Source organism: Hwangdonia sp. (genome assembly GCF_048381975.1).
Lineage (GTDB): Bacteria > Bacteroidota > Bacteroidia > Flavobacteriales > Flavobacteriaceae > Hwangdonia > Hwangdonia seohaensis.
In genome coordinates, this window is record NZ_JBLWYT010000005.1 from 268,080 (window position 1) to 288,878 (window position 20,799).

Here is a 20,799-nt window from a genome sequence, read left to right on the forward strand (position 1 = left end):
GATTAAAGTCCTAAGGTTTTTGAAATGATGTTTCTTTGAATATCGGAAGTGCCTGCATAAATAACACCGCCAACAGCATCTCTTAAATTCCGTTCAATTTCGTACTCGGTAAGGTATCCGCTACCGCCATGGCAACGAATGGCGTCCATACTTGAGGCCACAAAACTTTCGCTTAAATGCAATTTTAATAAGGCTGTCTCCATCATGGCAGGCTTTCCTTGGCTTTTCAACCAAGCGACTTGATATAATAAAAGTCTAGAAGTTTCAACACGTAGTTTCATGTTGGCAATACGGTTTGAAACCGATTGGAATTCCCCTATAGATTTTCCGAATTGTTTTCTTTCTTTAACAAATGCTATGGTGGACTCTAATTGGTATTCCATTGCCCCGAGCTGGCTAGCCAAAATACTACATCTGTCGTATTCTAAAGATGTAATGGTAATGCTCCAACCTGCTCCTTCTTTTCCAAGTCGGTTTTCCTCGGGCACAAAACAATCTTCAAACACCAAATCACCAATAGGTACCGTACGCAGTCCCATTTTTGGTTGGTTTTCGCTAACACTAAAACCTCTGGTGCCTTTTTCAACAATGAAACCACTTATACCCCACTTTCCCAACTTCGGATTTGTTTTTGCAAATACCAAAGCAATGTCTGCAATGGGTCCTAAGGTTATGAGTCTTTTGCTGCCATTTAAAATATAGCCCCCTTCCACTTTATTGGCTGTGGTTTCCATATTAAAAACATCTGAGCCCGCATTGGCTTCGGTTAACCCATGACATCCAATTAGCTTGGCCAATGCCATTGGTTTTAGGTATTTGTTTTTTTGAAATTCTGAACCAAATTGCACTATTGGTAATTGTACGGTCCACATTTGTGCATTCAAACTAAAGGGCAATCCATTATCTCTACAGCCATAACCCAGACCTTCCATTGCCAATGTTGCCGTTAATATATCTACTTCGTTGTTTTTGCCACCATATTCAAGCGGACTTGCAAGCCCTTGTATACCAAAACCTGCACATTTCTCCCAGTCTTCACGAGAAAAAATGCAATCTTTATCACGGTCACTTAAAGCATTGTTTAAGTTTTTTTCGGCAAAATCAATCACCTTCTTTTTATAATCAAGCTGTTCTTTTGTCCAAGATAAATCCAACGTAAAAAAGTTTAGTTAAAATAATAATGCTTTATTGCTTACATAATTGACAACTGTTAATTCAGAACTTTTAAATTTACATTTATTCAGTATTACCAACAAGAATTATATAAGTAAATTATCTAAATAATTTTTAGAGTTCAGTGTAAAAAGCCACGGTTTTATAAAGACATGTCACTAACAATTAATACAGTTTCCAAAAGTGTATTTAAACGATAACTGAATGATATAAAAAATGGTATGGATTTTTTACATCGCTGCTTATGTTTTCGAGAGATACTTCCTTGCCAATTTTAAATTCATTGGCTAAATCTAGAAATAAGTCCATAACAACTTGATCTTCCAACGCCCAACCAGTAGAATCAAAAACGGTTAACTCATCTTTTAAATGGTTAAACTTATGGTAGTTTTGGATAACGGTATATAAATCAGAATCTATTTCGTCGTCCGTTAATTGTTGGCACTCCCCTTCTTTTTTGGCCTGTTCGATAAAATCGGGACAAACAAAGCCATCTTTAAGCAAAGCTAAAGGCAATTCAATCTTACCCGGAAAATCTGATCCAATTGCATTAATATGAAGATGCGGCTTGTTTTTATACTCCGTAAACAATGGGCCCTCTCCAACATTGACAGAGGTTTCTGTGCAAACAATATCACTCTCGCTTAAAATATCAGCAATTTCCGTAGGCAATATCTCTATATCCAATCCTAGCAGAGAAATTCTATTCTCAAAGGATTTTACAGCTTCAATATCAATATCATAAATGAGCACTTTTTTAATAGGAAACAACCTGGAAATAGCGTGTAATTGGGTAATAGATTGCGCCCCACAACCAATGAGCCCTAAAGTGGAGCTTTGTGGATGTGCCAGATATTTACTTGCTACCGCCGATGCCGCTCCTGTGCGAAGTGCCGTTAAAAGTACACCGTCGGCCAAACCTTTTAAGTGGCCCGTTTTGGTATCGTAACATGAAATGGTAGATAAAATAGTTGGTAAATTAAATTTATCTGGATTATTAGGGTGATAACCAACAACTTTAATAACGACTTCTTCTCCTTTTTTATAGACAGGCATCCATTCAATAAGGCCCACATGTTCTGTACTATAATTAAATCCAGACCGAATTGGAATGACTGTATCGGTTGTATTGAAATTCTCAAATTCTTTGATTAACCTAAAAATTAAGTCGTCCATTAAACGGTCAATGCCATAATTTTGCATGAGCAAATTTACATCTGATGCAGACAATAACAAGGTTGTAATTTTACCCATAAACAAATAGCTCTTTTAACAAACACAAAATAAATGTATTCGCTTTTTTATTGTAATGTATAATATTTTAACCAATTTTACTTAAGTAACCAATTGGTTTCGACAAGAAGTTGTTTTTTCAAGACATTAAGCACTTTTCACTGTCTAAAACTGTAATTCAACGTATATTTTTAGAAAGAAAATTTTTTTTTGCTTTATTTATAAAAAAAGCGCGCTGTCGTGCTCTCTAAAAAAATTCTATGAAATACTCTTTTTTAAGGAAAAAGACTCATTTTCTCTTGATACTTTTTTTCCTGCCTTTATTTGCCTTGGCACACATACCCAATCAAAGTTATATTTTTTTACGCATTTATGAAACGGATGATATTCATGGAAGATTTGAAATAAACATACGGGAAGTTAACAAAGTATTTGGTACCGATTTTAAAGATGGAGTTACACTAGGGGACGTCGAACCCTTTATAGATGATATAAAAGCGTACCTTTTAAGCAATACATCTTTTTCATCAGATTTGGGGAATCATAACATTATTTTAGAAGATACGGGAATTTTCGAATTTAATTTGGGCTATTTTGTTCAAGTTTACTTTCACTTGGAAAACACCAAAAATTTACCTAAAAATTTAAACGTAAAATATAGCGCAATTTTCGATAAAGACAATACCCACCGGGGGTATTTAATTACAGAATATAATTGGCGTGATGGCGTTATAAATGAGGAAGCCAATATTACTTTGGACTTTTCGCCCAACAAAACACAAGATACCATGGACCTGACCAAATCGTCTATTTGGAATGGTTTTTATGCCATGGTTAAACAAGGTGTTTGGCATATTTGGATTGGTTTAGACCATATATTATTTTTATTGGCGCTTATACTTCCGTCTGTGGTAAGAAGGCGAAAAAACAACCTTGAAACGCATCGTGCTTTTAATTGGGAACCTGTTAAGACCTTTAAATCGGCATTTATCTATATTATTAAAGTAGTGACGTTCTTTACAGTAGCACACACCATCACTTTAACCCTAGCGTCTTTAGAAATAGTTAACCTTCCTTCTCGGTTGGTAGAATCAATCATTGCTTTTTCAATTGGATTAGCGGCGTATCATAACATAAGGCCTATTTTTAAAATGAAAGACTGGGTTATCGCATTTATTTTTGGATTGTTTCACGGTTTTGGTTTCGCTAGTGTTTTGAGTGATCTTGGTTTAACAAACGAGTTTTTAACCCTATCTTTACTAGGGTTTAATGTTGGTGTTGAAATAGGTCAAATTGCTATTATTGCAGTAATATTTCCTGTGCTATTCCTTTTGAGAAAATTACAACTTTACCCAAAGCTTTTGGTATATATATCAATCGTATTAATAGTTATTTCTCTATATTGGTTTATAGAACGCGTGTTTGATATTAATTTAATGTTAGACGAACTAATAACATCTTGGACCTATGAAATCGCTGTTTCTCTAGGATTGAGATAACCTCTGCTCAAATAATATTATAGATGAAAAAAGAATCTCAAAAAATATCATTGCTTGACAGATGGAAAAATAGGGATAAATACAATCTTTCCATAAACCCCATTGAAAAAGCGCCCGTCGGTTTAAAAATCCCTTTGTCACACGGACAGCAAAGGCTTTGGTTTTTACAACAAATGTATCCTAAAAATGCATTTTACAATTATTCTGAAACTTATAGTTTTGATGGTGAGCTTCTTGAGGGCGTTCTTATTGAAAGTTTAAAAAGAGTTTACAACGACCATGACATATTGAGATCTACGTACCATATAGAAGATGGGGTTGTTTTTCAAAACATCGATTTTAATCCCGAATTAGATATTGCAATCCATGATTTAAGCAAACTTACAAAAGAAGATAAAAAAAGTGAGTCTGAAAAAATCATAGAAGCTGGTGCTAAAAAATATTTCGATCTAACCAAAATCCCTTTAGTTCGCGTTGCACTTGTTAAAACAAATGCCACAAATTATATCCTTCAAATAACACTTCACCATATTGCTACCGACGAATGGTCCATGAGGGTTTTTATAGAAGATCTTGCAAGTTATTACAGAGCATTAAGTTTAGATAGCAACCATTTTAATAAAAAACGGGAGCTTCAATACACCGATTATGCATATTGGCAAAGTAAAGCCAAAATTAATAAGAACAACCTTAACTATTGGAAAAACAAACTTTCAGGAGACCTACCTGTTTTAAATTTGCCAACAGATTTTACCAGACCTATACACCCAACATTTAATGGGGCCGCATCTTTTACACAAAAATACAGTAAAACAGAATCTAGCAATCTTTTGGCTCTTGCAAAACAATTGGAAACCACGCCTTATGTGCTTATGCTTTCTATATATTACGTTTTCTTATACAGGTATAGTGGGCAAAAGGATATTTTAATTGGTTCGCCAATTACAAATAGAGATCTAAAAGAATTAGAAAACATCATTGGTTTTTTTATTGATACAATTGTTTTAAGAACGAGGGTAGACCCCTCAATGTCTTTTAAAGACTTGGTTATTAAAGTACGTGAAAATACCTTGGAAGCATTTGCAAACAAAAACATGCCTTTTAATGTATTAGTTAAAGAATTGAAAATGGAGAGGACTTTAGCCATAAACCCATTTTTTCAAGTCATGTTTGTATTTTCTACAGAATTAAAACTACCTGTTTTTAGTAATGACTTAAAGGTAACACATAAAATATTGGACACTAAAGTTTCTAAATTCGATTTAACCCTCTTTATTGCCGAAGAAAACGGATATTTAAGTTCCACATTCGAATACTCAACCGATTTATTCCAAGAAAAAACCATTAAACGTTTTCAAAATTATTTTAAATCACTTATAACTGGTATAGTTTCAAAACCCGATCAAAGTATTTTAGAGCTACCTATGCTTCCCGTTGTGGAAAAAGAGTTTTTCTTAAATCAAGAAAAAAGTGTTTCAAATCGTTTTTCAAAATTCAAAGGAGTTCATAACATTATTGAAAACATTAGCTCTTTGCACGCCAATAACACGGCGGTAACTTACAATGGTCATTCTATTTCTTATAAAACATTAAACAACAGAGCCAATTTAGTTGCCGGTTATTTGTTGAACGAAATAAAAACAACAAACGAAATTGTTGGGCTATGTATTGATAAATCCGTTGATATGATAGTTGGTATGCTTGCTATTTTAAAATCGGGCTGTGCATATTTACCCATTGATCCAGAATACCCAGAACAGCGTATTAATTTTATGCTTAACGATGCTAAAGTCAGCACCGTAATAACGCAACAAAGTTTCTCTCATTTATTTGATGCACATAAAATCAAGCAGCTTCACATTGAAAAATTAAATGAACCAACAAGTACCGATAACAAGAAACCATCGGACACAAAAGATACAGATTTAGCTTATATAATTTATACTTCAGGTAGCACAGGACAGCCAAAAGGCGTACCCATTACCCACAAAAACATTATAAATTCTACGGCTGGCAGATTGGATTATTATAATGAAAACCCAACTGCTTTTTTATTGATGTCCTCTATTTCCTTTGATAGCTCAAAAGCCGGTATTTTTTGGACTCTTTGTACTGCCGGAAATTTAGTGATTGCAGAAAAACGAATAGAACAGGATATTGATAAAATTGGAAACATCATTAAAGAACAAGCCATTAGCCACACCCTTATGTTACCATCGCTTTATAAGCTAATTCTTGAATATGCGGATGATGAAAAACTACTATCTTTAAAAACCATAATAGTTGCCGGAGAAACTTGCCACCCTAAACTTGCTGCTATACATTTTAACAAGTTTACCAATGTAAAATTATATAACGAGTACGGACCAACCGAAGCAACTGTTTGGTGCATGGCACATCAAATAAAAAACGCAAACAATCAAACCATTCCAATTGGGAAACCTGTTGCCGGCGCTAAAATTTATTTGATGGATGAGCATCTTAAACTCGTTCCATTTGGAAGTGTTGGTGAAATATATGTTGGAGGCAGCGGACTTGCCAACGGCTATTTGAACAGACCTGAACTCTGCAATAAGGTTTTTATTAAAAATCCTTTTAATCCTTCGGAAAAACTCTATAAAACAGGCGATCTGGGAAAATACACCAATGATGGAAATATCGAGTTTTTGGGAAGAGCCGATCAACAAATAAAAATTAGAGGATTTAGAGTGGAATTAAATGAAATTGAAAACGTTATTAAATCTTATAATACCTCCATTAAAAATGCCATTGTGCTTGTTGATGATAATTCAGATTTTAAAAATTCAAACGAAATCATGTCTGTAAATAATTTGGTTGATGTTTTAAAAAAAATGAACGATGATGATTTAAGTGCCATTTTTTCTTCAATAAACTCACTGAGCACTGAAGAAAAAGAATACTTGCTAAATCAAATAGAACATTAAAACGTTATGAAAAAAATTAAACGCTCAAAAGAATTTGAAATTATTCTCACTATAAATGATGATAATTTTATACGCCCACCAAATAATATTCAAAGAAACGCAGTACTTAATAGAGCATTAAAAGAATTTGTTGGTGATTTAAAAATACTTGACACCCAAACTAAGCATTTTGTACCTGGATCATTGTCGCAGCCTTTAAGCGCTGATAGGGAACAAAAAATAATGGAGGCCCAAGAAATAATGGAAGATTGGCAAATTCCATTAATGCAAGAAATGGCTAAAGCAATTGCAGAGGGTGGCGGTGATATTTTAGAGATTGGTTTTGGCAGAGGTATTTCGGCAGAAATGATTCTTAACTTCCCTATCAATACGTACACGGCCATAGAGTGCAATAACGATGTTATAAACACCTATTTTAAACAATTTAAAGAAAAACATGCTGCAAAAAAAATTAACCTAGTTCCAGGTTTATGGCAAGATACAATTGATGCTTTGGATGTGTTTGATGGCATACTGTTCCACACCTATCCGTTAAATGATGATGAGTATATGCAATATGTAAATGGAAGTGTCACCTTTGCAGAACATTTCTTCTCGCTCGCTGCAAAACATTTAAAACCGGGTGGGGCATTTACTTATTTTTCAAATGAGATTGATTCTTTAAGTAGGGAACATCAAAAATTACTTCTTAATCATTTTTCATCGTTTACAATTAAAGTAATTCCTTTAGAAATACCAGAAGATGTACATGATACTTGGTGGGCAAATACCATAGTTGTAATTAAAGCTATAAAATGACAGAAGAAAAATTAAAATATAAATTAGAGCAACTTTCTGATAGCGAACGCAAACTCCTCACAATAAAAATCAAAAACTTTATTGAGAAAGAAACCAATGGATTTAACCCGGACAAGCAAAAAAAAATAGTAGCATATTTAGAAGTTGATGGCGCTCTTGATACAGCTGGTTTAAAAACACATTTAAAAAACAAGCTTCCAGATTACATGATGCCTGCTTCTTTTCTCGCAATAGAAAAAACTCCTTTACTTCCAAATGGAAAAGTTGATAAAAGAGAATTGTTAAAAACTAAAATTAACGGCGCGAAAGAAAAAAACACAGTAAGTGTTGAAGAGCCAGTAACCGAAATTGAAGAAAAACTGGTTAAAATATGGGAGCACGTTTTAGCTTTTTCTCCTATTAGCACACAAGATAATTTTTTTGAAATTGGTGGGGATTCTATATTAAGTATTCAAATTATAGCAAAAGCACGTAAATTAGGAATACAATTAACCGCTAATCAATTATTTGAGCATCAAACAATTTCTGAGTTGGGTAAACACTTCTCAAAATCTCAAACTAAGGTAGAAAAGAAGAAATTAAAATATTTAGTGCCATTAAGAGAAGAAGGGGCAAAAAAACCTCTTTTTTGTATACATTCTGGAGGAGGACACGTTGTCTTTTACAATCTTTTGGCTAAATATATGAAACCGAATAGACCTATTTATGCCTTAGAACCTTCTGGACTTTACGGTGGCGGAGATACCATGCATAAAAACATTGAAGATATGGCTATGGATTACATGAACGAAATTCGTTCAGTACAAACAGAAGGCCCATATAATATATTAGTGTATTGTTTTAGTGTAACCGTTGGTAATGAAATGGCTATTCAGTTTACCAAACTTGGGCATAAGGCTAATATTATTGTAATGGATACCATGGCATCACCTTGGACTTTAAATACTCCCCTTCGACTAAAAGCCCGTATAAAATCGTTTATAATTCGTTTCTTAAAAAGCCCTATTGTAAGTATAAAGCATTATTTTGAAGACAGGTTATGGCGTATTAAACCTATTATAGCAAAATATTTTGGAAATGAAAACACCCGAGATTTAGAAAATCTACAAAAAAATTTAAGGCAAATATGTTTAGCTTATGAATTTAAACCTAATCAAGGAGATATTTCTTTGATATTAACCGAAAAACCCCATCAATCTTTACAAAAAGTTATTATCGATTCTTGGGAAAAAATTACCAATGGTAATCTTAAACTTTCTTATACTAAAGGAAATCACAGAACTCTTTTTAAAGAACCAGATATTGCCTTTGTATCTAAAAAAATTGAAGATGCTTTGGTAGAATAAAAGTACTTTTTTAAAATATGTCATCGCCAACAAAACACTTCGTTAATCTAAAACCAAATATTATTCATACATGGTTGGTTAACTTTGATGATAAAGATGAAGATGCTATTAACAAATATTATTATTTGTTATCTGAAGATGAAAAAAAGCGCGCAAGCAAATATAAATTTCATAAAGACAAAAGATGCTATATCATTACCAAAGGCGCTTTGCGTTTGCTTTCTGAAAGGTATTTAAATATAGATGCCAGAGCTATTACGTTTGATTATGGGAAATATGGAAAACCAGATTTTAGTTTCAATACAAACTTAAAATTCAATATATCACATTCCGGGGATATACTCGCGCTCAGTTTTGTAAAAGAATTTGATATTGGCGTTGATATTGAAAAGATTAAAGATAATTTTGATGTTTTTGAAATCGCTTCAAATTTCTTTTCAACCCTAGAAATTGAAACTTTAAAAAAAGTTCCTAAAGAAAAACAGGTTGAATACTTTTACCGATGCTGGACACGAAAAGAATCTTTTATAAAAGCGAAAGCCAAGGGTCTTTCGTTTCCGTTGGATTCCTTTTCAGTTTGCATAAATTCAGATAAAAAAACCGAATTGTTAGAAACCAAATGGGATGCCGCAGAAAAACACCAATGGAAGCTTTTTACATTTTCACATCAACCAGATTATTTGGGCGCCATTTCAATTAAAGGCGATATAAAAACAGTTGAATATTTTAGTTTTAACAATGACTAATCATAACTAAGTGATTTACGTACGGCACTTTGTGTACACGGGCAATTGCTAATACCCTGTAAAAAGTCTATCCCAATGGTAACCACGTGTGTACCCGAATTAAATCGTGCCAAATCGTTAATGGTTACTTGGTAGGCATAAGCGAAATAAAACTGTTGCTTTTTAAACCCGGCCATTGGCCCAACATTTAATGGTTTTAAAAATTGGTCGTTAAGAAATCGATAAGATAGTCCTGCCCAATAATAATCATCGTTTTTATTGTATTTTCTAAACTTAAAATTCAAATCGGTTGCAGAACGCTTATCGCTACTAAACAGTTGATAAAATACAGAAGGTTCGTATTCCAATCCACTTTTTTTAGGCCCTCGAAAGGTAAATCCTGAATAAAGCTGATAGTTTGAAATGAGATTTGGCTCCAATTTTCTAATGTCTTTATCAATGTTTTTGTCTAAAATATTATTGGCATTAAAACTTAAAAAGAAGCCTTTATACCTGTAGAGAGCACTCACATCGAAATTGTGGTTTGATGTGCGCCTATCGTCTGTTATATTTGAAGGTGGAATTGGGTTTCCGCTTGAGTCATAATTTGTAAAATTATTAATGTCAATTCTAAAATTATTTAAGTTATACGAAATACCGAACGATAAATATTGTTTCGAATAATAATCTAAAACCAAGTGATGGGCAAACGAGAATTTGGCCCCGGTTTGAATCGTGTTTCCGTTTCTGTCATTATACAAAGACACACCAATACCCGAGCGATCGGCAATTCTAAAGTCGGCATAAACCGATTGGTTATCGGGCGCGCCTTTTATACCAACCCATTGTGTTAATCCGTTGGCCCTGATTTTTAAATTATCGCCAATACCAGCATACGCAGGCGATATTACAAACTCATTATCTGCCAAATATTGAGTAAAAACTGGTAAATTCAATTCTTGACCGTAACTAACTGTTACAGCAATAAAAAGAAGATATATGATTGATTTTTTCATTTTATTATTTTTTGAGGGTTTTATCTGTACAGTGTAAAGTGGCCAACAAATTCTCGATTGTCTTTAGTATCATTAAGCCTTACAACATACCAGTAATCTCCCGTAGGAAGCTCTTTGCTATTGTATTTTCCGTCCCATTTTTCTCCTGCACGCAAAGTGGCTACTTTACGACCGTATCTATCAAAAATATCAAAGGTCATGTCTCTGTACTGGTCTGTACAGCCTGGTCCCCATTCGTCTTGATTTCCATCATTATTAGGCGTGAAATAATTAGGTATGCACACATCAACATATTCAAAAAATCGCGTAACAGAGGCAAAACAACCATTGCTATCGGTTACCGTAACGGTGTAATCTCCAGATGCGTAAATCAGGAACGTATTGGTGCTTCCGTAAGATTCACCATTCAAGGTAAATTCGTAATCGCCCGTACCGCCGGAAGCTATTGCTACAATTTCGTTTAGTGCGCCATCTTCTAAAGTCAATGTTAAAGGATCGTAAGCTGCAATATCAAAAGTATCGGTTCTTTGGATACAGCCATTGGTGTGCCTAACGTCTATAAAATGGTTTAATCCCGGAGGCACATCATTAAACACATTGCTGGTTTGATAGGCGCCGCCGTTAAGTGAATAATCTAACTCTGATGGGTTAACACTCGCATCAACGGTTACCGTAACGGTATTGGTCGATAAATTATTGGTACAACCAAAATCCACCGCAACCATGGGGTCTATTAAAACCGATGGTGGGAATGTGATGTTCCATTCAGATTCGCAACCTTGTGCATCACGAACGTAAACTACGTGATCGCCACCGGCCAATCCTGTAAAATCGAACTGGGTTTGGGTTAAGGTTCCTGGTGTATACGTGCCATTAATATCATCTAAACTCACGCTGTATGGCAGAGTTCCTCCAGAAATATCAATACTGAATTCACCATCTAAATCACCATTACAAACCTCGGGAATAATGGAGTTTGGTACTATGGTTAGCATCACCGGTAGAGGTTCGCTAACTGTAAAATCCAAAATAACATAACAGCCTAATTCATCTTGAGCAATCGCCTGATAAGTTCCCGGTGCTAAATCTTCAAATCGTGGTGTTTCAAAAAACTGGTTCAATTGCGGAGAAATCGCATATTTTATAATACCTGTTCCACCCGATGCCGTAATTTCCATCACACCATTGTTACTTCCCGTACAAGTTACATCGGTTACCGTAAAGTTAGCAACTAAGGGTGCTATTGGCTCAGTAATGGTAGTTTGCGCGCTTACAGTTAAGCAATCGCCACTATCAACCTGTACCTGATAGGTTCCAACCGGTAAATCGGTAAATACACCAGGGCTGGTTTGCACGGGCGCTGGAGTAATATCCGTTCCCGTACCATCTTGCAAGGTATATACATAACTGCCCAAACCACCTTCGGCAGTTGCAATAATAACGCCGGTACTGTCGGCAGCACAATTGATAGTGGCATTGGTAGTATCTAAATTCACCAATAATGCTGGTAATGGATCGATGGTTATTTCGTTCGATACACTAGACACACAGCCATTAGCATCTCTTACGTAATATTGATAGGTTCCCGGCGTTACACCATTAATGGTTATCGATGAGGCAAAGGTGCCTAAAACCGTTGCAAAAGTAGCATCGTTACTATACTCATAGGTTCCTGTGCCTCCCGTTGCGCTTAAGGTCAATGAGGCATCGGTTGTACATGTGGTGGTGGTTGCTGCCACTAAACTGGATTGTACTAATGTGGGTTCGGTGATAACAATATCAGCGGACGTGAATGTACAATTATAAGCATCGGTAACTTCAACATTATAAGTACCGGCAACCAATCCGTTGAATACGTTTGACGATTGCGGTCCAGAAGTACTTACCGTTGGCGCAATCATATTCAATGTATATGAATAATTACCTCCTTGTCCGCCACTCACAGCGCTTACGGTTATCGTTCCGTTTGAATCTCCGAAACAAGATAATAACGGTGTATTTGCTGTTGCCGTTGCCGTGATTGGAGGTGGAACAACTAATGATACACTGTTGGAAACTATACAGCCTCCGGCATCTCTTACATTGACCGTATAATTACCGGCTGATAAATTGTTAAACGTTCCGTTTGAAGAATATGCCACCGTTGCAGCGCCTGTTAATTCATATTCGTATGTGCCCCAACCACCGCTTGCAGTTGCTGTGATTGTGCCACTATTATCACCACAGGTTACGTTGGATGTTTCCGAAGCAGATAAGCTTAAAGCTGCCGCTGGAGAGTTTATTATTACACTTCCTGAAGCAGTACAGAATGGACTATCGGTTTCTGTAATTTCCACTGAATAACTTCCTGCTGCCATACCGGTAACACTTATCGGGTTTGTTGAGGTATTGGCAGGTATGTTAGTAAAAGCAGGAACTGGAGTACCAAAGCTATCCAATACAGTATATGTATAGTTCCCTGAGTATCCATTTACAAGCAATTCAAAGGCGCCTGAGTTATCACCAAAACAGGTTACCGGAGCTGTTGGCGTTAAGGCTATTGTCGCCGTATCGTAAGGTGCCACGCTGTAAGCTGCTGTTGTAATATAGCATCCGGTGGTTGTATCGGTAATCTCAAAATAATAATCACCCGGAGATGTAATAGAGAATACATTGGATACTTGAGCAACTCCACTAGGCAATAATCGGTATTCAAAATTACCTGAGCCTCCCGTGGCGTTAATGGTAACCGTACCAGTTGCATTACAATCCACTGGTGTGCCTGTAAATGTACTGGTTATGGGTATTAGCGGGTTTATAACTACCGATCCCGTAGTATCGCAACCGTTATTGTCTTTTACATAAAATGTAATGTTTTGTACGGCATTTGTATCTATTATCTCAAAGGTGTTAGAACTTAAGTAATTGGTTCCATCAATACTGTAGGTATATGGTGCGGTACCACCCGTTGCTGTAATGGTAAGGGTGGATGGATTAACCGAATTATCTGCTGCACAAGCAAAAGCTATTGCGCTTCCCGAGGCAGTCAATACTGGAGGTTCTGCTATTGTAATATCCTGTGTATTTGTACAACCTCTACCTGAGTTGACTTCAACCGTGTAAGTTCCCGCTGTCAAGCCTGTAAAAACATTAGAATTTTGTACCGCCGTTGTCGTTGGGCCAGCAATTATTTGATAAGTGTAAACAGGATTGTCGTTCGAAGGTGATAAATTCACCTGAAAAAGACCATCACTTCCGCCATTACAGGTAACATCGGTTATAGTAGGAGCATCGAATGTTACAGGTGTTGCAGCATCTAAGCTTACAGTTGTTGTATTGGTACAACCTGTAACGGTATCTGTAATGGTAATGGTATAGGTTCCCGCTGGCACCCCAGTAAACGTATTGCCAACAAGCACAATGGTAGCAGGGCTTGGGCTAATACTGTTGGTGTAACTGCCACTACCACCGGCACCAGTTACAGTAATCTCGCCATCGTCGATAGCACAGGTAGGTAAGGCCGTTATAGCTGTTGATATACCAAGGGGTGCTTCAATATCTAAAGTTACCAGATTACCACAACCATTGGCATCTCTAACTTCAACAGTATGCGAACCAGACGATAATCCAGATAGGGTAAATGGTGCAGTACGTACTTGAAATGCACCGCCATCAATACTAAAGCTATACGGAGCTACGCCCGATGTTGTTAATGCAACATCAATTTCAAAATTACCCTCAGTTGCCGTACAAGCGTTGCTGTTTACTGCAGTAATTACAGGTTCAGGATCCGTAGGCATAACTAAAGCACTAGTCGATCTGATACAGCCATAAGCATCTATAACATGTACGTAATAGGTACCGGCATTTACATTAAAAGTACTAGCCGATGCCCACGAAGGATCCGTTGCCAATGGCGGTACTACCGATGTTGTAATTTGATAGAGATACGGTGCCGTACCATGAGTAGCTATTGCACTAATTACGCCTGAACTTGGATTACAGTTTGCATTGGTATCTACAGATGCTGTAATATCTAAATCGACAGAAGATTCATTAATTTCAAATATGGCTGAAGCAGTTTCACAGCCGTTAAATGCACCCGTACCGTTTTCGGTAAAAACAATATAATATTGCCCTATAGATAATGTTCCGGAAGCTGGTGTTGTAACGGTTTCCGGAACGCCGAAAGTAACCGGTACATTGGTTGGCCCATCAATAAGCACATTGGTAAAAGCCCTATAAATTGCATAATCAACTGAAGTGGTTGTGCTGTCAAAATTATCAATTGTAAAAGTTACGCTTCCATTATCTTCCCCTAAACAAACCACATTATTTGGAATAACGGATGATGTTAAAGGTGAGGCTGGGTCAATGGCCGCATCGGCAGATTTCACATAGTAACAATCCGTTACAAGATCGTGCACCACAAAGGTGTAAACAACACCCGGTGTTAAGTTGGTAAAAGTTCTTGTATCACCTCCAGGTACATCTGGTGGTAAATAAGAAGCAGGTAAGGCGTATGGCGACGTATTAAATTCCAAAATGGCAAATTCGTAACTACCACTCCCTACTACAGAAATAGCCTGCACAACAGCAGTACCGCCAGAAGTACAATCTGGTACAACGGTGGCCACATCAATTAATAAATCCGAAGGTGGAGATGCAATAACGATTTGCTGCGATAAACTACAGCCATTGGCATCAACAACGTTTATGGTATATGTACCAAAATTGATGATATTAAAGGTGTGGTTCTCATTGGAAACCGCTGAATACGGGTTACCCGGAATAACATCACCAAAATTATTTGTTATAAAATAGGTAAAAGGTGCCGTTCCGCCCGTAACGTTTTCAACCGTAATAGACCCCAAACTTGACCCACCTGGGTTGTTACATGTAATATCCACTTTAGTTAAATCGAAAGCAATTGGATTTGGCTCTGAAATTGTAACAGTTTCAATGTCCGTACAAGAATTGGCATCGGTTAAGGTAACCGTGTAATCGCCCGAAGGCAAACTGCTTGTTTGTGTACCGTAATCTGTTCCTGTGGTATTATTGAACACATTAATGGTAAAAGGTGGGGTGCCCACAGAATTATTAATTACCACATTAATAGATCCGCTGGAATCGCCATAACATAAAGGCTCTGTCGGAGTTAACGAAGTAATTTCAGGTAACGAAATAGCGTTCACGGTTTCTACCGCCGAAAATGCGGTACAGCCTTGAGCATCGGTCACTCTGAATTGATAGGTTCCATCTGTATTTGTATTATAATTAAATGGCGAACCTGTTGCACCTAAAGACGCATAAGCACCACCATTAAATGAGACGGCATAAGTATAGGGTGCATAACCCCCAGAGAAAGTACCCGTAATCTGAGCATCTGGTGTGGCCGTACAGTCCAAGCCCTTGTTTAAAACCGTATTTAAGTTTAACTGAGGAGCTATGATTTGTGCCGGTAAAACAACATCACAACCATAAGCATCCCTAACCGTAATCACATAGGAATCAGGTGTTAAATCAGTAAAGATATTCGTGCTTACAAAAGCACCACCGTTAATACTGTATTGGTAAGGTGTTTGTCCTCCCGAAGCAGTAACCTCAAGACTGGCACCAGAAGTGCTGTTGTAGCAAAGATTCGAGGATGTGGCAATACTTGCGGTTGGCGCTATATAAGGATTTAAAACAAATGTTGTTGTAGCTACACAACCATTTGCATCGGTTACGGTAGCGGTATAAGTTCCCGTTTGCGTTAAACCAGAGAACACTCCTCCTCCAGATGTTGGTGCAGAAGTGGCGTCGGGTTGGGTCACTGTAAAGGTATTTCCGCCCCAACCTCCTGTAGAGGTTAATCGCACACTACCATCCTCATTACATGTAATGGGAGATGTTGCTGTCGATAATGTTAATGCAGCAGTTGGGCTTCCCACGGTTGCCGATGCTGTAGCCGTACAATTAGTATCATTATCGGTAATAACGATGTTGTAAGTACCCGAACTAAGGCCTGTTAGGTTAATTGGAGACGTTCCTGCCTGCGACGCACCACCGTTAATGGTATAATTAAAATTTGTTGTGCCGGATACGTTATATTGTATAGCGCCATCGGCTCCTCCAAAACAACTAACATCACTAGTGGTTTGGGCAACGATACTTAAGGGTGGTAAATCGTTGATTGTATAGTTTTCGGAATAAACACAATCATTAGCATCCCTTACTTGAAATGTATATGTGCCTGGTACTAATCCAGAAAACACATTAGAAGATTGATATGCTGTAGCCGAAACTGCTGGTGCTATTATTTGATATTCTAATGGTAAAGTTCCACCCGTGGTTCCAGTAATGGTCACATCTGTTGTAATTGCAGGGCAACTTAATGGTGTATTGCTAAATGTTAAATCGGTTGGCGGATTTAACGGGTCGATAGTAATTGGAGCTGTAACAAATGTACAGTTATTGGCATCTTGAATAGTTACTGTGTAAGTCCCATCGGTCAGTCCAGAAAAAGTGGTTCCTGCTTGAAAGGTAAAACCATCAAGACTATAGGTGTACGGTGGGTTTCCTCCAGAAACTCCAGAAACGGTAATCACACCATTGGTTGTACAAGTATAGGGTGTAGTTAAGGTTGCCGTTCCTGAAATAGCTGTTGCAGATATAATGGCAATAGGTTGTGGAGCTGATAAACATACGTCTGTTCCGAAAGTATATTCTACAACAACATCGTAATTTCCAGCGGTAAGTCCTGTGAAAATTGGCGAGTTAAAAAACGTTGTGCCATTATCTATACTGTATCGTAAACTATTTCCGTTAGGATTGGTTACGTTGATATCAATTGAACCAGAATTCAATTCATCCGCACATAAAATATCCGTTTTAGTCACGTTAAAATCTGGTGCCGGAGTGGCGTCAACAGTTATTGAAGTATCTGCTGAACAGTTGTTGGAATCTACAACCGTAATGTTATAAACGCCTGCGCTTGTTACCGGAATTATCGGAGTTGTTTGAAAGACCGTCGTGCTATTTACAAAATAAAAATATGGTGGTGTTCCTCCTACTGGATAAACCGTTATCTCACCGTCAGTACAGGTTAATGGTTGCGTTAATGCCGCCGTTGCTTCCAATAAGGGTGGATTTATAATTTCAATATCATCAGTAAAAGTACAGCCATCTTCAGTAGAAACATTTACGGTATAAATCCCTGGGTTTAGGTTTGAAAATGTATAGTTATCATCATTGATTGGGCCCACACTATTCACCAAAGTAGCACCATCATAAATTGAATAGAAATATTGTGGACGAACATCATTGGCCGCCAATACCACGCTGCCCAATTCGCCATTACAATAAGGTTGCTCAATTATGGTTGAAACCGTAAAATTGCGTTCGCGGATTTGAACATCTGGTACCGTAAAAATACACGGATTTGGAGATACACCAATCTGTCTTATATAAACCGAATAGATATTTGGAGTTGTTACAGAAAAAGTATTACTGGCTTGGTAATTAGTGCCATCAATACTATACTCGTAACCACTAGGTACACCGCCTACAACAATCTCACCTGGCGTGGTACAAAAAATATCTCGCGACGATACCGTTGGAACCAGTAAATTGGTATATACATTAAAATAAAACTGATTGAAACAACCACCAGTATAATTTAAGGTTAATCGGTATTGACCAGCCGTATCTATGAGATAATTTGGTCCCGTTGCAACTTGATTCCAAGTACAGCCTGGGTCTTCGTTGGCGCAATCTTGATTGGCAACAGCCGCACAACTTGTTTCGTCCAATCGCTCCCAAATAATTGAAGAGGTATCGGTAATATTGGTTTGAATATCTCGCGTATCACCTGCCCCACATAAAAAGAAATTGGGCAATTCTTTACCATCATTCGGACAAACTACCACTTGATCTGCAAACGGAATCAATGGGTTGGTTACCCCTGCTCCAAAAGTAATCACTTCAAATTCTTGATCGATGGATTGGCACGGTGCCGCTGCCGTATTTTGAACATAGTAAGTTCCTGTGGTGGTAACGGTTATTGATTGGGTATTCCCAATTACCGGTGTTCCCGTTGGGCTTGTAGACCACGAATACGAATCGTAACCATCACCGGCCGTTAGTACGGTACTTGCTCCACAAAGTATAACTTCTTCAGTAAACGCACAGTCAATATCAGCTAAAAAATTAGTAGCCGAAGTGTTTAACAAACAACCTGCGTTGGTGTTAAAACTGGGGTCATCTGATATGGTGAAAGATGGGTTTAACGTTCCGTTGTATGTTGCAAATGCTTGATTACTAATAATATTATCGCAAGCATCATTTAATAAGCTACAGGTTTGAACAACGGTTACTTTAAAACGAATTTCCTGTACAGGGTCATTTACTTCGACAACTGAGTTATCAACTTCAAAAATTATTTCTCTGGTAGTAGAATCATAATTTTGCACACTCACTCCTGGGGGCAACATCCCTAAATCTGCAGGATAATTAAAAACAACATTTATAGGAAGTATATCTCTAATTATAAGGCTTGTAGCATTATCATTTCCTGTATTCTGAAAACCAATGACGTAATTTAGTTCATCGCCAAGACTAACTAACTGGCCACCAATATCATTCCCTAAAGCGTCCTCAACTATTTTAGTGAGAACTATGTTTGGTTCAATTATATCGACTGCTAAAGCATAGAAATAAGGAAAATAAGTATCGCCACTAGTTTCTAAACGAACCGTTGCCGAAGTGGCATTATTAGCTATTACTGTGTTTCCTGGGTTAGGAACAACCATGACACCCGTATCAAAACCTAAAGTATTTGTACTATTGGGGTTTCTATTATTTACGGGCAATGCACTTAATTGTGTAACCGAGCTATTAAAAAAATTGGTAGCAGGCCTATCTGCAGTTGAAAGGTTTACACCGTTAAGCAACAACTGATCACCCAGGATTGGGCTATCGCCTTCTAAAGCTGCAAATGCAAAATTCGCTCTAACCGGTGTTGGAGCAGGAACGGTTCTAAATCCAGAAACAGGAACATCCAAAGTTGGATTTCCCCCGGCAACACTTATAGCACTAAAACCATCAAAACTGGTAATTGATTTGCCGGGTAATGTAGGGTTTTCATAAACAATAAATAATGACCATCCTGCTGAATGTCCTGTACCATTATAAGGTCTGTCAGAAGCCGTACGCCCTTCGGCACTCGACACATTGGCAACGGTATACGTACCTATATTTGTAGCCAAACCAGTAACAATACCAGTAACATCTGCATAACAAGCATATGGAAAACTATTACCACCGTCAACAGAAGTCCCGTTGGCATTAAAGATAACAGTTCCAACAACGTCGTTATAGCTACCCGATGGTCCTTTAAATTTTATATCCGTAATCGGTTCTGAACCACTGTTAACAGCACTCCAATATAGCCCAGCATGAATAATGTTATAACAACTAGGATCTGGGATTTCTAAATCTGCACTAGAGGAACTAAATGTTGAGGCATCGCCATCAATATCAATATATTGCATATTAACCCTATGGTTGTATGTAGAGTTGTCGTTAAATGCGTTATTGTCTGGACCTAAAATATTGTTACCAATCAAAACTATATCACCTTTTAAATCCTGATTAAACCTGGGCGCAAATGGTACAAAATTTTGAGAAAAAGCCTGTAAACTTATTAAAAGGAGTATAGCTACAAGTCCAATGCTAACATAAGTAGTTTTTTTCATGATCGGTTAAGTTTAAATTTCTGTTTTACTTGGGGGAATAAAAAAGAAATAATTTTAGCTGTTTTTAAATCACTAAAGTAAGTACAATATTACCTAAAGTGTATTTCGTCTAAATTTAATGTTTTTAAACGGGATAAATATCGTTAAAATTTTTTAAACCACTAGCATGATATACAATAAATTAAGCATTTTATCGTTGAATTGCTACTTTAAACTTAAAAAAAATAATATTTTGTAATATTTTATATACACTATTTTTAGTAAACGACTTCCAAATTTCAAAAAAAATGAACTATTTACGTTTATTCATATCAGTAAAAAGCAGCAGTTCTTAATAAAACACAAATA

At 36.9% G+C, this 20,799-nt stretch carries 9 protein-coding genes; 5 read left to right on the top strand and 4 right to left on the bottom strand.

Annotation, left to right across the window (positions count from 1 at the left end; translation table 11 throughout):
- Positions 1-2: 2 nt before the first annotated feature.
- Both ACN5J7_RS11250 and ACN5J7_RS11255 read right to left on the bottom strand, forming a co-directional pair.
- Positions 3-1,154 (bottom strand): acyl-CoA dehydrogenase family protein, encoded by a 1,152-nt coding sequence (locus ACN5J7_RS11250; RefSeq protein ID WP_418603965.1) that lies wholly within the window; start codon positions 1,152-1,154, stop codon positions 3-5.
- A gap of 208 nt (positions 1,155-1,362) precedes the next feature.
- Positions 1,363-2,427, bottom strand: a complete 1,065-nt coding sequence (locus tag ACN5J7_RS11255) for an ornithine cyclodeaminase family protein (RefSeq protein WP_418603966.1) — start codon at positions 2,425-2,427, stop codon at positions 1,363-1,365.
- Positions 2,428-2,705: 278 nt separating this feature from the next.
- Here ACN5J7_RS11255 and ACN5J7_RS11260 point away from each other — a divergent pair, with 278 nt between their 5' ends.
- The 5 genes from ACN5J7_RS11260 to ACN5J7_RS11280 are packed head-to-tail and all read left to right on the top strand — an operon-like array spanning position 2,706 to position 9,740.
- Entirely contained in the window at positions 2,706-3,905 is a 1,200-nt protein-coding gene (locus ACN5J7_RS11260) for a HupE/UreJ family protein (RefSeq protein ID WP_418603967.1), read from the top strand.
- Positions 3,906-3,928: 23 nt separating this feature from the next.
- Positions 3,929-6,850, top strand: a complete 2,922-nt coding sequence (locus tag ACN5J7_RS11265) for a non-ribosomal peptide synthetase (protein ID WP_418603968.1) — start codon at positions 3,929-3,931, stop codon at positions 6,848-6,850.
- A 6-nt stretch (positions 6,851-6,856) separates the two neighbouring features.
- Entirely contained in the window at positions 6,857-7,648 is a 792-nt protein-coding gene (locus ACN5J7_RS11270; protein ID WP_418603969.1) for a hypothetical protein, read from the top strand.
- Entirely contained in the window at positions 7,645-8,994 is a 1,350-nt protein-coding gene (locus tag ACN5J7_RS11275; RefSeq protein ID WP_418603970.1) for a phosphopantetheine-binding protein, read from the top strand. The genes ACN5J7_RS11270 and ACN5J7_RS11275 overlap by 4 nt, the downstream gene beginning before the upstream one ends.
- A gap of 17 nt (positions 8,995-9,011) precedes the next feature.
- The gene (locus ACN5J7_RS11280) at positions 9,012-9,740 is read left to right on the top strand and encodes a 4'-phosphopantetheinyl transferase family protein (RefSeq protein ID WP_418603971.1); all 729 of its coding nucleotides are present in this window, start codon (positions 9,012-9,014) and stop codon (positions 9,738-9,740) included.
- Here the strand turns inward: ACN5J7_RS11280 and ACN5J7_RS11285 are convergent.
- Together ACN5J7_RS11285 and ACN5J7_RS11290 are read right to left on the bottom strand one after the other, a co-directional pair.
- Positions 9,737-10,735, bottom strand: coding sequence for a type IX secretion system membrane protein PorP/SprF (locus ACN5J7_RS11285; protein ID WP_418603972.1), 999 nt, complete (start codon positions 10,733-10,735; stop codon positions 9,737-9,739). The genes ACN5J7_RS11280 and ACN5J7_RS11285 overlap by 4 nt on opposite strands.
- A gap of 20 nt (positions 10,736-10,755) precedes the next feature.
- Complete coding sequence (locus tag ACN5J7_RS11290) at positions 10,756-20,451, bottom strand: T9SS type B sorting domain-containing protein (RefSeq protein ID WP_418603973.1); 9,696 nt, start codon at positions 20,449-20,451, stop codon at positions 10,756-10,758.
- Between the last annotated feature and the right edge of the window lie 348 nt (positions 20,452-20,799).